At 38.0% G+C, this 13,030-nt stretch carries 15 protein-coding genes, 1 tRNA gene and 1 pseudogene; 13 read left to right on the top strand and 4 right to left on the bottom strand.

Translation table 11 applies throughout. The features are described from left to right. Nucleotides 1-31 precede the first annotated feature (31 nt). The 4 genes from gntA (at nucleotide 32) to LZ575_RS12970 (ending at nucleotide 1,923) form a co-directional block, all read left to right on the top strand. The gene (gene gntA / locus LZ575_RS12985) at nucleotides 32-733 is read left to right on the top strand and encodes a guanitoxin biosynthesis heme-dependent pre-guanitoxin N-hydroxylase GntA (protein WP_235324957.1); all 702 of its coding nucleotides are present in this window, start codon (nucleotides 32-34) and stop codon (nucleotides 731-733) included. An 83-nt stretch (nucleotides 734-816) separates the two neighbouring features. Continuing rightward, on the top strand, nucleotides 817-1,212 hold the full coding sequence (locus tag LZ575_RS12980) for an FMN-binding negative transcriptional regulator (protein WP_235324956.1): 396 nt from the start codon (nucleotides 817-819) through the stop codon (nucleotides 1,210-1,212). Beyond that, on the top strand, nucleotides 1,197-1,352 hold the full coding sequence (locus tag LZ575_RS12975) for a hypothetical protein (RefSeq protein ID WP_235324955.1): 156 nt from the start codon (nucleotides 1,197-1,199) through the stop codon (nucleotides 1,350-1,352). The genes LZ575_RS12980 and LZ575_RS12975 overlap by 16 nt, the downstream gene beginning before the upstream one ends. Then, nucleotides 1,342-1,923 carry a DUF1989 domain-containing protein gene (locus LZ575_RS12970; RefSeq protein WP_235324954.1) on the top strand — a complete coding sequence of 194 codons (582 nt, stop codon included), beginning with the start codon at nucleotides 1,342-1,344 and terminating at the stop codon, nucleotides 1,921-1,923. Before LZ575_RS12975 ends, LZ575_RS12970 begins: the two co-directional genes overlap by 11 nt. On the opposite strand, the pseudogene LZ575_RS12965 reads toward LZ575_RS12970, so the two are convergent. Together LZ575_RS12965 and LZ575_RS12960 are read right to left on the bottom strand one after the other, a co-directional pair. Next, nucleotides 1,905-2,646, bottom strand: a pseudogene (locus LZ575_RS12965) (TerC family protein). The gene LZ575_RS12970 and the pseudogene LZ575_RS12965 sit on opposite strands and share 19 nt — an antisense overlap. Nucleotides 2,647-2,743: 97 nt before the next feature. Further along, a complete protein-coding gene (locus LZ575_RS12960) occupies nucleotides 2,744-3,247 on the bottom strand; it encodes a hypothetical protein (RefSeq protein ID WP_235324953.1) in 504 nt (167 codons plus the stop codon). A 287-nt stretch (nucleotides 3,248-3,534) separates the two neighbouring features. Between LZ575_RS12960 and LZ575_RS12955 the strand changes: the two genes are divergently transcribed. The 5 genes from LZ575_RS12955 to LZ575_RS12935 all read left to right on the top strand — a co-directional run bounded on the left by LZ575_RS12955 (nucleotide 3,535) and on the right by LZ575_RS12935 (nucleotide 7,979). Then, nucleotides 3,535-4,311: an SDR family oxidoreductase gene (locus tag LZ575_RS12955; RefSeq protein ID WP_235324952.1), complete on the top strand. Its 777-nt coding sequence runs from the start codon at nucleotides 3,535-3,537 to the stop codon at nucleotides 4,309-4,311. 104 nt (nucleotides 4,312-4,415) lie between these two features. After that, nucleotides 4,416-4,877, top strand: coding sequence for a hypothetical protein (locus LZ575_RS12950; protein WP_235324951.1), 462 nt, complete (start codon nucleotides 4,416-4,418; stop codon nucleotides 4,875-4,877). 360 nt (nucleotides 4,878-5,237) lie between these two features. Next, a complete protein-coding gene (locus LZ575_RS12945; protein WP_235324950.1) occupies nucleotides 5,238-6,221 on the top strand; it encodes a TRAP transporter substrate-binding protein in 984 nt (327 codons plus the stop codon). Nucleotide 6,222: 1 nt separating this feature from the next. Then, nucleotides 6,223-6,690 carry a TRAP transporter small permease gene (locus tag LZ575_RS12940; protein ID WP_235324949.1) on the top strand — a complete coding sequence of 156 codons (468 nt, stop codon included), beginning with the start codon at nucleotides 6,223-6,225 and terminating at the stop codon, nucleotides 6,688-6,690. Next, nucleotides 6,687-7,979, top strand: a complete 1,293-nt coding sequence (locus tag LZ575_RS12935; RefSeq protein WP_409187160.1) for a TRAP transporter large permease — start codon at nucleotides 6,687-6,689, stop codon at nucleotides 7,977-7,979. The genes LZ575_RS12940 and LZ575_RS12935 overlap by 4 nt, the downstream gene beginning before the upstream one ends. 229 nt (nucleotides 7,980-8,208) lie before the next feature. Here LZ575_RS12935 and LZ575_RS12930 read toward each other — a convergent pair. After that, nucleotides 8,209-8,290: transfer RNA gene (locus LZ575_RS12930), tRNA-Leu, on the bottom strand. A 205-nt stretch (nucleotides 8,291-8,495) separates the two neighbouring features. Between LZ575_RS12930 and LZ575_RS12925 the strand changes: the two genes are divergently transcribed. Further along, nucleotides 8,496-9,893 (top strand): dipeptidase, encoded by a 1,398-nt coding sequence (locus tag LZ575_RS12925; RefSeq protein WP_235324948.1) that lies wholly within the window; start codon nucleotides 8,496-8,498, stop codon nucleotides 9,891-9,893. A 91-nt stretch (nucleotides 9,894-9,984) separates the two neighbouring features. On the opposite strand, the gene LZ575_RS12920 is transcribed toward LZ575_RS12925, so the two are convergent. Then, complete coding sequence (locus LZ575_RS12920; protein ID WP_235324947.1) at nucleotides 9,985-10,560, bottom strand: alkylphosphonate utilization protein; 576 nt, start codon at nucleotides 10,558-10,560, stop codon at nucleotides 9,985-9,987. Between the two features lie 149 nt (nucleotides 10,561-10,709). Here LZ575_RS12920 and LZ575_RS12915 point away from each other — a divergent pair, with 149 nt between their 5' ends. The 3 genes from LZ575_RS12915 to LZ575_RS12905 all read left to right on the top strand — a co-directional run bounded on the left by LZ575_RS12915 (nucleotide 10,710) and on the right by LZ575_RS12905 (nucleotide 12,903). Next, nucleotides 10,710-11,075 (top strand): BlaI/MecI/CopY family transcriptional regulator, encoded by a 366-nt coding sequence (locus LZ575_RS12915; RefSeq protein ID WP_235324946.1) that lies wholly within the window; start codon nucleotides 10,710-10,712, stop codon nucleotides 11,073-11,075. Between the two features lie 2 nt (nucleotides 11,076-11,077). Further along, nucleotides 11,078-11,287 (top strand): hypothetical protein, encoded by a 210-nt coding sequence (locus LZ575_RS12910; protein ID WP_235324945.1) that lies wholly within the window; start codon nucleotides 11,078-11,080, stop codon nucleotides 11,285-11,287. Nucleotides 11,288-11,433: 146 nt separating this feature from the next. Then, entirely contained in the window at nucleotides 11,434-12,903 is a 1,470-nt protein-coding gene (locus LZ575_RS12905; protein WP_235324944.1) for a M56 family metallopeptidase, read from the top strand. Nucleotides 12,904-13,030 lie beyond the last annotated feature (127 nt).

The raw sequence follows: 13,030 nt of genomic DNA, 5'->3' as shown, positions 1-13,030 counted from the left end.
TGGGGTTATTTTTGAGTATTCAACAATTTATATGAAAGTAAGTACTAAAAAACTTTCTGCTGAGAAAACAAAAGTTTCTCCGGAAAATAAAGAAATCCATAACGAATTTAAAAATTTTATCCTTGAAAAAAACCATCCCTGTGTAATGGCACAAACGGTTTTTACCATGGATAAAGTAGATTTTCACGTCTACGAGAACTTTGGATCTAAAAATACATCAGCAAAGATATTAAGAGATATTAAGACATATCTCTCCCGGTATGATTTTGAGTCTAATGACTTTCTTACCTTCTTTGCAGTATTTAAGGATCGAAAAAAGTATACGGAGGAACAATTCGAAGAGTTGTTGTGGAAGCAACTTCAGTTTCTGCACGAGTTGGATGAGCAGCCTTGGGATCCTGCAGTAAGTTCAGATCCTGCTAATAAGGATTTTAGTTTCAGTATAAACGGGAAAGCCTTTTATATGGTTGGCCTGCATCCAAACAGCTCCAGGATGGCGAGACAAAGTCCTTATCCTGCTTTGGCTTTTAATTTACACTGGCAGTTTGAAAGATTACGGGAAATGGGAACTTATCAAACTGTAAGGGATAAGATTAGGGAACGTGATACCGAACTGCAGGGAAGTACAAATCCTATGCTTGAGGATTTTGGGGCGAGCAGCGAGGCTAAACAATATAGTGGAAGAAAAGTTGGAGAAGAATGGAAATGTCCGTTTCTTCAGGCTCAAAAATAAGATGTATCAACCTAAGAAATACCTAAAACGGGAGAAGGATTACATTTTTCAGGTTTATAGAAGAGCATCCTTTTGCAACATTTGTGGTACAGGGGGAGCGCCTGCTTGCAACTCATATTCCGGTTTTGGCTATAGGATCTCCAGATGATTTCTACCTATTTGCGCATATAGCAAATCACAATGAACAACTACACCATCTTAAAGATGGTGCAGAGGCTCTAATTGTTTTTCAGGGCCCTCATTCTTATGTTTCATCTTCCTGGTATAAAGAAAAAGACATTAGCACCTGGGATTATTCCGCAGTTCATGTAAATGCAAAAATTGCTGTTCAAACAGATTGGGAGCTGGAGGAATCTCTTCAAAAACTTATCGCAAGATTTGAAAGAGATCAGGATAAACCTTTATACTACCAGGATATTCCGGAAGATATTATTAGGGACCACCTGCCTTATATTACGGGGTTTTGGTTACAATCCTGATTAAAGTAGAAGCAATTGCTAAACTACACCAGGGTAGTGATAAGGAAGATGTCCAAAGTGTCGTAGACCATCTCGAAAAAAAGAATGACTTTATGAGCTGCCCTTTAAGTAAAAATATAAAAGAAGAACATGGTTTATAAAATTGAAAAACAATCTGGTGCCGCATTTAAACTAAAAAAGGGTCAGAGATTAAAGGTTATAGATCCACAGGGAGAACAGGTTAGTGATATGGTTCTTTTTAATGCTGAAGATCTTCGGGAGAAAATATCATCTGGTAAAACATTAGATTTTGAGGAAAATCTCCTTATTACCAAAGGCGACTTTTTATGGAGTAACCGCAGCAATAAAATGATGGAGATCCTGGAAGACACCAATGGGAGAAATGATTTCCTTCTTGCTCCCTGCAGCCCGGAGACTTTTCAAATTATGTATAAGAACCCGGAATATCACCCGAGTTGCTTTGAAAATCTCTATACCAACCTGGAGCAGTTTGGTATTGAACCAGATGATATACCCACCGCTTTCAATATCTTTATGAACGTACAGTTTCAACCCGACGGGAAACTGAGTGTAGATCCACCTATGAGTAAGGCAGGGGATTATGTTCTATTTGAAGCTCAAATGGATCTTGTAGTAGGCCTTACCGCCTGTTCGGCTGAGGATAGTAATAACGGTAGTTTTAAGCCTATCCACTACGAGATTGTAGATTGATCTTCCGGCGTTACAGAGTCTGCTTTCTTCCTGTATCTCATATTTAGCATTTCGATGGCAAGAGAGAAGAAGATCGCGAAGTAGATATAGCCTTTGGGAACGTGTGCGTGTGCACCTTCAACAATAAGCATTACACCAATTAAGATCAAAAATGATAAAGCAAGGATTTGAATTGTAGGATGCTTATTTACAAACTCACCAACAGCTTTGGCAAAAACCATCATTACAATAATGGAAACTGTCACTGCAATAAACATCAGGATAAGTTCATCTGTTAATCCAATTGCTGTAAGTATCGAATCAAAAGAAAATATTATATCCAATAAGACAATTTGTAAGATAGCATAACCAAATGAGCTGACCTTTTTAACTTCTTTGCTTTGTTCCTGTCCCTCAACTTTATGATGAATTTCAAGCGTACTTTTAACGAGCAGGAAAATACCACCACCTACCAGGATAATATCTCTCCAGCTTAAGGCAAAGTCACCAAATGTCATCACCTAGTTCTGTAAGACCTACGATCCAGGTAATACTTAGTAGTAAAAGGATTCTCATTACCAAAGCCAGTCCAAGACCGCCTAACCTGGCTTTTTTCTGTTGATCTTCAGGTAACTTTCCTGCAACGAGGGAAATAAATATTATGTTATCAATGCCCAGCACTATCTCCATAAATGTCAAAGTTACCAATGCTATCCAGGTGTCGGCATTTAAAAATATTTCCATAACTACTTATTAGTTTTTATTGAGCTGGTTGTAAAGATTTAAAATTAGGAATTTTCAATGTACAAAAGCAGCTTAATAGGGTAGTAATAGGTTATAATTATCCTAAAATTCTATTACTTCTAAGTTCCGTGTTTAAAGAATCGATCTCCTTTTTCTGGCTGTCAATTTGTTGTTCCAGCTCATGATATTCCTGTATGTGGGATTGCCTGAAAACCTTACCGGACGCAGTATTCCCCGCAAGAAAACTCACACCGCAAAGAGCGATCACCAAAAGCCAGAATCTTAAACTTCCAAAGAAAAGTTCCAGTTTACTACCGTTGCTTTCTAATCCTAACAACTCTATTTCTTCTATGTAATTTTGCAGGTACCGCTTAGCCTTGCTTTTTCTCACTGCGATCTTTTCTTCTGCACTAATATCTTCAAAGTACTGCGGATTCTTCTCAATGTTTTTTAATTGATCTATTTTAATTTGTGCGGATAATGGGAAAACTCTGAGAAGGACTGAAGCTGTCGAGGTAAGCCATTCATCTCTGTTAATAGCTTTATTCTGAATATTTTCGATTTGATTTTCTAACAATCTAATCGATTTACTTTGTTTCATCGTAGGGGATGGTTAAAGTTCTAAGGCGGTTTTTAATGTAGGGCAATATGGCGTCTAAGATTACAATTTTTTCTGATTTTCCATAATTTATTTTTGGAAAAGAAAATGCTGTTGTTTATGGCAGGCAAAAACTAAATAATAATCTTTCTGACTCTTCTGAAGGCTATTCGAATTTCTGAATCCTGGTAGTAAAAGATAAATTCTTGTAGTATTACCTTTTCATTAACAGGAAAGTCAGAAGGTTTTAAGTAGCTTTTAATCCGAAGAATAACATAATATTTATTGATATGGGAAAATTGAATGGAAAAACAGCACTAATTACAGGTTCCGATTCCGGAATAGGACAGGCAACTGCCATAGAATTTGCCAAAGAAGGAGCGAATGTGGTAATCACTTACCATTCAGATGAAGAAGGAGGAAAAGAGACGCTTAAAAAAGTCGAGAATGAAGGTGCAAAAGGACTGGTGCTTCAGGTAGATGTGAGTAATGAACAGGCAGTAGAACAAATGTTTGATAGTGCACTGGCTGAATTTGGAACAATTGACATCCTTATGAACAACGCCGCAGTGAATGGCCTGGGAATAGAAATTGCCGATTTGTCTACCGAAAAATGGGATAAAGCAATTAAAACTAACTTATATGGATACTTTTTCTGTGTTAGGAGATTTATTAAAATAAGGAGAGAAAATGGTGGAAAGGGAAAAATTTTAAATGTGAGTTCTGTTCATGAGGAAATTGCTGCGGCGGGAACGGGAGAATATTGCAGTTCAAAAGGAGCTATAAAAATGCTTACCCGCACCCTTGCTCTGGAGCTTGCCGAAGAAGGAATTAATGTTAACAATATAGCCCCTGGAATGATTCTTACTCCAATGAATCAGGAAGCAAAAGATAATAAGGAAGAAAGAGAGGAAAAGACACAGAATATTCCTATGAAAAGAGCGGGTCGCCCGGAGGAGATAGGCAAACTGGCCGTGTTTCTGGCTTCTTCAGATTCAGATTACGTCACGGGTTCTACATATTTTATGGATGGTGGCTTAATGAGAGCCGTAGGACAGGGAGCTTAGCAGAGAGTTGTTCTTATCGTCGACTTAAAGTTTTAGGTGTCAACAATTAAAGTTATAGATGTCAACAGTAATTTAACTATTATAAATAAATAATTTCTGCGGAAATGAAATCCCTCCTCCTGGCTTTAATGTTTCCGCTAATGGCTACTGCTCAGTTTGAACCTGATCAATATTTCACAATACAAACTGAAATTGACGCCCGTAATGCAATTTTTGGTGGTACCGTAAATGAAAAAGGCTACAATGGAGTATGGAAAGCAGGATTTTCAGCACAATGGTTTAGAGCTGATGTTTTCTATGAAACTTTCAGAGATTTAAAATATAAAACTGCGGGTTTAAATCTTACCCATATTTTTCACTATAAAAGAGCATTTAAACAAGGGCTTGGAGTTCAAATGAGCCTCATAGATAAACCGAAAAAATTGACTCCTTCCATAGGTCTAAATGCCATTCTCGAATATCATCTGGGGATGTTTTTTGTAACTGCCAGAGCTGAAAGAAAAGTAAGGACAGACTGGGATATAGTGGTAAATTCAGGATTTGTAGGGATGGGAGTAAAGATATAGCCAGATCTCCGTTTTTCACTTCCGCTTATAGATTCTTACCTACGGAAAAATCAAACTTTATGAAGGTGTCCTTCTTAATTTGAGAAGAGGAGATTTAGTTATAAAAATCAAAACCGCTGTTGCTGTACAAATGGCACTGGCTACCTGATATAATTTTTAAATTTTGCAGTGGAACTCTAAAATTGAATCTTAGGTTTGCTAAAACTTGATTACATTGGAACCTGCAAAGAAGCTTTAATTAGAAAAAGTATACCATAAAGAGTCTTGTATTAACTATTTATAAGTACTAATTTTTCGAATTAATATTTTTCCGAAGAATTGACGGAAAATGAACCTTCTTTTTCGGGAAGCACTAAAAACATGAAATCAAGATTAATTACATATAGCAAATTTCTATTATGTCTGGTGTTCCTGTGCGCTTCTTGTAATACTGAAGAAGAAACTCAAATTATTAGGTTAGGCCATGGTTTAGACACCTCTCACTCTGTTCATAAAGCCATGGTGTATATGGCAGAAAAGGTAGAGGAAAAATCTGGAGGGAGCTTAAGTATTAAAATTTATCCCAATCAGCAATTGGGATCAGAGAGGGAATGTCTTGAATTATTGCAAATAGGAAGTTTGGGAATGACAAAGGTTTCTGCAGCAACTATGGAAAATTTCGCACCCGAATTTAAAGTGTTGAATCTTCCTTATTTATTTCGTGACAGCGCACATCGGTATAAAGTTTTAGAGGGGGCAATTGGTCAAACTTTATTGAAGAGTAGCGAAAGTAAAAGGCTTATAGGACTCACTTTCTATGATTCGGGGACCCGTAATTTTTATGCAGATATTCCTATTGAAACTCCAGACGATCTAAAGGGGCTAAAGCTTAGGGTAATGCCCAGCCAGAGCGCTATTAATATGGTTAAACATTTAGGAGGTTCTCCTACACCAATTAGCTGGGGCGAACTCTATACTGCACTGCAACAGGGAATTGTTGATGGGGCCGAAAACAATTTACCCAGTTACTACCTGAACAATCATTACGAAGTATGCCAGTACTATTCTATGGATGAACATACTGCTGTACCGGATGAATTAATAATTAGTACCATTGTCTGGAACAAACTTAATGATCAGCAAAAACAATGGCTAAAAGAAGCGGCTGAAGAATCATCAATCTATCAAAAAAAGCTGTGGCAGGAATCTGAACAAGAGGCATTAGAAGGAATGAAAGAGGCAGGAGTTAAAATTATACATCCCGATAAAGAAAAGTTTAGGGAATTGGTGGGGCCAATGTATGAGGAATTCCGCAGGGATCCTTTAATGAAAAGAACAATAGAAGCAATTCAGGCAGTAGAATAGAATGAAAAAAATTATTGATAAACTCCTGGGCGGATTTTTAGTGCTTTCAATGGCTTTAATTGTAACAGCGGTTTTATGGCAGGTGTTTTCAAGATATGTTTTACAAAGTCCAAGCTCAGTTACTGAAGAAATTGCCAGATATTTATTGATATGGATAGGAATACTAGGTGCCGCATATGCCTCTGGTCAACAGGCTCATTTAGCCATAGACATATTACCTCCCAAACTAAATCCCTCAAACCGAATCAAACTTAGAATAGTAATAAATATTCTAATTATTCTGTTTAGCCTTACAGTTCTGGTAATTGGAGGGGGAAACCTGGTTTATGTTAATCACATTTTAGGACAATCTTCCGCAGCTTTACATCTCCCGCTATCTTATGTTTATATGGTTGTCCCCATTAGTGGGGTGCTGGTTATATTTTATAAGTTAAATGAAATCATCCATTCTAAAAAGTATTTGGTATGATGACAGAAGTCTTAATTCTCATAATTTCCTTTATTATTCTTTTGGGAGTAGGAGTTCCGGTTGCCTGGTCTATTGGAATCTCCTGTACTGTTACTATACTTGCTTCTATTGATTCCTTAGCTGCATTTACAACTGTTGCCCAACGTATGGCTACCGGATTAGACAGTTTTTCTCTTTTAGCAATTCCTTTGTTTATACTGGCGGGCCAAATTATGAACCAGGGAGGAATAGCAAATAGGCTTATTGCCTTTGCCAAAGCCCTCATGGGGGCTCTCCCAGGCGGATTGATTTATGTAAATGTCATTGCGGCCATGCTTTTTGGCGCTATTTCTGGATCGGCTGTTGCTGCGACTTCAGCTATCGGGGGAATTTTAGGGCCTGCAATGCAAAGGGAAAATTATTCAAAAGAATTTGGAGCTGCTGTTAATATTACTGCATCCACAACAGGATTAGTAATTCCGCCTTCTAATGTGCTTATAGTGTATTCTTTGGCAAGTGGAGGTGTGTCTATTGCTTCCTTATTTTTGGCAGGATATATTCCGGGAATACTAATGGGTTTGGCGTTGATGCTGGTGGCTGCAGCCTGGATCAAAAAGAAAAAATATCCTCCCGGAGAAAGAAGCAGCCTTAAAAGCATCGTCACAACTTTTCTACAGGCACTGCCGAGTCTTCTGTTGCTGGTGGTTGTCATTGGCGGTATTGTTTCGGGAATATTTACAGCAACTGAAGCTTCAGGAATAGCTGTTTTATATTGTCTTGTACTTTCCTTTATAAACAAAGAATTAAAAATAAGTGAGCTTTACGGGGTTTTCATTAGTTCTGTAGGTACTACTGCAATAGTGATGTTGCTAATAGCCACTTCGATGAGTATGTCATGGGTAATGTCATATGAAGAGATCCCCCAGGCAGTGAGTGTTGCATTATTGGGCCTGAGTGACAATGTATTTGTGATCTTACTAATAATCAACTTATTATTACTTTTTGTAGGTACCTTTATGGATATGACCCCCGCAGTGCTCATTTTTACACCAATTTTCCTGCCTGTTGTAGAAGCTTTGGGTGTAGACCCGGTGCATTTTGGAATAATGATGGTAATGAACCTTTGTGTAGGTTTATGTACACCACCTGTGGGATCGGTCTTATTCATAGGAGTGAGTGTGGCCAATACCTCTATTCAAAAAGTCTTAAAACCGCTCATACCATTATACATTGCAATGGCTATCGTTTTGCTCTTGATCACCTTTGTGCCTCAATTAAGTCTATGGCTACCTCAATTGTTTGATAATTAGCTATAAACTTTAAGAGGAGTTAAAATACTTCTCATGCCAGGAGATATCACAATTCTCTTCCAAAGGCTTTATTAATTCGGGATTATACTAAAGCTATTGTTTTTTTCTGAAGCACCCAGAAAATAAGTTTAATCTTAAAAAGGATGAAGATGAGAAGGAGTGGAAATGTATATGAAGCCTGAAATATTAAATTAAAAAAGCTCTCCATTTCTGAAGAGCTTTTTGTTTGTGCGGGCGAGAGGACTCGAACCTCCACACCTTGCGGCACCAGATCCTAAGTCTGGCGTGTCTACCAATTCCACCACGCCCGCATTAAATTTTACAACACTTAGGACTTATTGTAAAACCTGCTTACCTTGATAAGCGGCTGCAAATATACATAAGAATTTTGTTTTTCAAATAATATGAGACAAAAAAAGATGTTTTTTTCATTTCTCCTTTTATGCTCCTCTCATTTCTCAAATCTAAAATCTTATATCTAATTTCTTACCTTTACTTAACTTCAAAAAAGAAAGAATGAGTGACATAAAGAAATATGTGGAAGATAATAAGGACAGGTTTTTACAGGAACTTGTTGAATTGCTGAAGATTCCCTCAATAAGTGCAGACTCTGCCTACAAAAAAGATCTTTTAAAAACTGCGGAGGCTGTTAAACAGCGTTTGCAGGAAGCAGGTTGTGACAAAGTAGAAATTTGCGAAACTCCTGGAAATCCAATTGTTTTTGGAGAGAAAATAATAGATAAAGATTTACCTACGGTGCTGGTCTATGGACACTATGACGTCCAGCCGCCAGATCCATTAGATCTTTGGGAAAGTCCACCATTTGAACCCGTCATTAAAGAAACCAAAATTCATCCTGAGGGAGCTATTTACGCCCGGGGTGCATGTGACGATAAAGGCCAGATGTATATGCATGTAAAGGCGCTGGAATATATGACCCGGAACAATGAGCTTCCCTGTAACGTCAAGTTCATGATTGAAGGAGAGGAAGAGGTTGGTAGTGCAAACCTGGGATGGTTCCTTGAGAGAAATCAGGAAAAACTTTCTAACGACGTTATTCTTATCAGCGATACAGGAATGATTTCTAAAGAAACCCCTTCTGTAACTACAGGTCTTCGCGGACTTAGTTATATGGAAGTGGAAGTTACAGGTCCCAATCGCGATTTGCATAGCGGATTATATGGAGGGGCAGTTGCAAATCCTATTAATGTTCTTGCGAAAATGATCGCAAGTCTGCAGGATGAGAATAACAAGATTACTGTTCCCGGCTTTTACGATAAGGTGAATACCTATACTGAAGAAGAAAGAGCAAAAATGGCGGAAGCACCTTTTGATCTTGAAGAATATAAAGAAAAGCTGAATATTGGTGATGTTCATGGAGAGGAAGGATTTTCTACTCTGGAACGTGCATCAATTCGACCGACGCTCGATGTGAACGGGATCTGGGGCGGATACACAGGAGAAGGAGCAAAAACTGTCCTGCCTTCAAAAGCCTATGCGAAAATCTCGATGAGGCTGGTAAGCGATCAGGATTGGAAAGAAATCAGTGAATTATTTACTAAACATTTTGAAAGCCTTGCTCCAAAAAGCGTAAAAGTAAAGGTGAGTACGCACCATGGGGGGCAGGCTTATGTAACCCCTATTGATACCCTTGAATATCAGGCTGCCAATGATGCTTACAAAGAGGCCTTCGGAAAAGATCCAATCCCGCAACACAGCGGGGGAAGTATTCCTATAGTTTCTTTATTTGAAAAACAGCTGAAAAGTAAAACGATTCTAATGGGATTTGGTTTGGATACAGATGCCATTCACTCTCCTAATGAGCATTTTGGAATATGGAATTACCTGAAAGGGATTGAAACCATTCCGTTGTTCTACAAGCATTTTACAAAGCTTAAGAAAGAAGAAAAATAATTCTACTACTAAACCTCACAGGTTTTAGAAACCTGTGAGGTTCTAAACTAAATAGCTGGCGCGGATCTGTGATCCGGGCCATTTACTATACCTAAACTTTCTTCACAAACTTAGTAAGGATCACGATCTGTTGACCTTCCACCTTTCCTTCTATTTGCTCCGGATTATCATGCACTAAAGTAATCCGCCGTACGGCTGTTCCTCTTTTTGCCACTATGCTCGATCCTTTCACGTTGAGGTCTTTAATGAGCACGACGGTATCTCCAGCTTCAATTGTAGCTCCATTACTGTCTTTATGTACAAGATCTGTACTGGCTTCGCTTAGAGATTTTCCTGCCTTTGCCCAGGTTTTTAGCTCATCATCCATATACATCATATCCAGCAGATCCTGTGGCCATCCTTCAGCTTTAAGTCGGTTAAGCATTCTCCATGCCACCACCTGAACTGCCGGGACGGGGCTCCACATCGAGTCGTTGAGGCAGCGCCAGTGATTGGCATCAGTTTTTTTGGGATCCTCAATTTGTTCCTTGCAGGTACCACATATTAGAATATGATTTTCAGAATCTAAAGGTGAATTCGGCACTTCATATACCTGAAGATCATTACCTGCACCACATAATTCACATTGCGATCCGCTGCGTTGAAATAGTTCCTGTTCCAGGCTCATACTTAATTTTTTTAGATGTGCGCAAAGGTAATTTTTTAGTTCAGTTTTTATACCTGCTTAGCGAATTTCAAAAAAATTTTTAACTTCTATGTTTGTAGAATTAAAATATTATTCTACATTTGTAGAGAACGCTCTAATCTTGTAGAACCATGGCATTATCAAAATCTGAAGAACAACTAATGCAGATCCTTTGGAAACAGGATAAGGCTTTTATGAAAGATCTCATAGATGCATATCCCCATCCTAAACCTGCACCCACCACTGTGGCTACCTTATTAAAGAGAATGCAGGATAAGAACTTTGTAGATTATAAACAGTTGGGTAGGTCGCGGGAATACTTTGCTTTGGTAAAAAAGAAGGATTATTTCTCAAGACAGTTACGTGGAATGATGAAAACTTTTTTTAATGACTCAGCTACACAATTCGCCTCATTTTTTACTCAGGAAACTGATCTGACTAAAGAGGAACTGGAGGATCTAAAGCGGCTGATTGACGAAGAAATAAAAAATAAATAGCTATGGAAGTATATTTTTTAAAATCAGTCGCCTGCCTTGCCATTCTTCTGCTTTTCTATAAGTTATTTCTTGAAAGGGAAAAAATGCACGTAGTTAAAAGGTTCTACTTATTGACTGCCATGCTTGCTGCAGTTGCCATTCCCTTTATATCTTTTACGACATATGTAGAGGGTTCTGCCGAAGTCTTTCAGCTTACCACGTATTTCCTGTAGAAGAAATTTCCCGGGCTCCTCTTGATTATACCGTTTATTTTGAAAGAGGATTGTGGTTAATTTATGTACTGGGGGTTATATTTTTCAGTATAAAATTCTTTAGAAATTTTCGCGTGATTTTGCAGAGAATTAAAAAGAATCCTAAAGTGAAAGAGAACAATTTTATCAACGTTCTTCTTTCTGAAAAAATGAATCCGCATACATTTTTCAGCTATATTTTTCTGAATAAGATCAAGTATGAGAAGAATGAAATTCCTAAAGATGTTATCATTCATGAACAGGCTCACGCGGTGCAGAGGCACAGTCTGGATATTCTAATAATAGAAGTCACACAAATAATTTTTTGGTTTAATCCGTTTCTTTTTCTGCTTAAAGATGCCATTAAGCTTAATCACGAGTTTCTTGCAGACGCTTCGGTATTGCAAAAAGGAACAAATCTCTCCGTATATCAAAAAACTTTGCTTTCCTATTCATCCGGAGGTCTTGAGAGCGGCCTCACTAATCCTATTAATTATTCATCAGTTAAAAAACGATTTAAAGTTATGAAAACAAAAACATCAAAAACAGCAGTATGGGCGAGAAGCCTTTTGGTACTGCCATTACTGGCAATGCTGGTTTACGGTTTTAGTACAAGTGAAGTGGTAGTAAAAGCTCAGGATCAAAAACAGCATATGAATGCTGATGAGACATCCAATATTGTCATTTCCGAAGACATTAATGTCCACATCTTCAGGAATGGAAATATCACTGTCAATCACCAAGCCGTGAAATTGAATGAGCTGCAGGAGAGACTTCAAAAAATTAATGAACACCTAACTTATGAAGAAAGAAAAGATTTAACCAGTGCAGAAATTAGGGTGGAGCCGGGAGTTAGGATGGGGATAATAACAGATGTTAAAACAATTCTTATGAAGTATGGAACCCGGAAGATTAAAACATATGATTCAGAAAACTTAACTACAGCTAGTACTAAAGTAAATAGCAAGGTGGAAAAGCCTGAAAAAACAAAATATTCCGAAGTTTTATTGAATCACCAGGAAAAAGCAACCCCGGAAATGATCAGGGAATTCAATAAGATAGTTTCAGGTTTAAATGAAAAGGGAATGATAAGACAAATAGATCTTAATAGAATTAGAGAGATCCAGGCTCTCATGACCCCTGAGCAAAAGAAAAATGCTATACAACCAAAATTTTATATCTCTCCTTTCCCAAAAGAAGCAACCGAAAGTAATAACTATCAGGAAAAGGCAACTCAAAAAATGGTAGAGGAATATAACAAATTAGCAAAAGAATACAATTCTAAACCGGAAGGGGAAGCAATAATTAAAAAGAAGGATTATCAGAGGATGAAATACATTTATAATCTGATGACTTCGGATCAAAAAAAGAATTCCGAAAAATTTCCGATTCCTTCGCCACCTCCACCGCCTAATAAAGAAATGGTTGCAGAGTATAATAAGCTCGCAAGAGATTATAATAAAAAGGAAATTACAGAGGAAATTGTTCAGGAGGAAGGTTTTAAACGAATGTTGAGCATCTATAAAGTCATGACTGATTCACAGAGAAAAAATGCAGAAAAACTTCCACCGCCGCCACCGCTAAGCACCAGCTCCTGAACCCACAAAAGGCGAAGGAGACAAGTTGCCTGTGCCACCACCTCCTCCGGCAAAGGAAAATAATCCACCTGTTCCTCCTGCACTTCAGCGCAAGATGCCCTGCTTAAGCACCTCCACCACCGCCAAC

The organism is Antarcticibacterium sp. 1MA-6-2, from assembly GCF_021535135.1.
Taxonomy (GTDB): Bacteria; Bacteroidota; Bacteroidia; order Flavobacteriales; family Flavobacteriaceae; genus Gillisia.
The sequence above is the reverse complement of the archived record's forward strand: the minus strand, read 5'-3'. Positions and strand labels throughout refer to the sequence as shown.

What these genes read in the sequence shown, in the direction of transcription:
- gntA (WP_235324957.1), top strand. Translation starts at nt 32, where the DNA reads ATGAAAGTAAGTACTAAAAAACTTTCTGCTGAGAAAACAAAAGTTTCT.
- LZ575_RS12970 (WP_235324954.1), top strand. Translation starts at nt 1,342, where the DNA reads ATGGTTTATAAAATTGAAAAACAATCTGGTGCCGCATTTAAACTAAAA.
- LZ575_RS12960 (WP_235324953.1), bottom strand. Translation starts at nt 3,247, where the DNA reads ATGAAACAAAGTAAATCGATTAGATTGTTAGAAAATCAAATCGAAAAT.
- LZ575_RS12955 (WP_235324952.1), top strand. Translation starts at nt 3,535, where the DNA reads ATGGGAAAATTGAATGGAAAAACAGCACTAATTACAGGTTCCGATTCC.
- LZ575_RS12950 (WP_235324951.1), top strand. Translation starts at nt 4,416, where the DNA reads ATGAAATCCCTCCTCCTGGCTTTAATGTTTCCGCTAATGGCTACTGCT.
- LZ575_RS12945 (WP_235324950.1), top strand. Translation starts at nt 5,238, where the DNA reads ATGAAATCAAGATTAATTACATATAGCAAATTTCTATTATGTCTGGTG.
- LZ575_RS12940 (WP_235324949.1), top strand. Translation starts at nt 6,223, where the DNA reads ATGAAAAAAATTATTGATAAACTCCTGGGCGGATTTTTAGTGCTTTCA.
- LZ575_RS12935 (WP_409187160.1), top strand. Translation starts at nt 6,687, where the DNA reads ATGATGACAGAAGTCTTAATTCTCATAATTTCCTTTATTATTCTTTTG.
- LZ575_RS12925 (WP_235324948.1), top strand. Translation starts at nt 8,496, where the DNA reads ATGAGTGACATAAAGAAATATGTGGAAGATAATAAGGACAGGTTTTTA.
- LZ575_RS12920 (WP_235324947.1), bottom strand. Translation starts at nt 10,560, where the DNA reads ATGAGCCTGGAACAGGAACTATTTCAACGCAGCGGATCGCAATGTGAA.
- LZ575_RS12915 (WP_235324946.1), top strand. Translation starts at nt 10,710, where the DNA reads ATGGCATTATCAAAATCTGAAGAACAACTAATGCAGATCCTTTGGAAA.
- LZ575_RS12910 (WP_235324945.1), top strand. Translation starts at nt 11,078, where the DNA reads ATGGAAGTATATTTTTTAAAATCAGTCGCCTGCCTTGCCATTCTTCTG.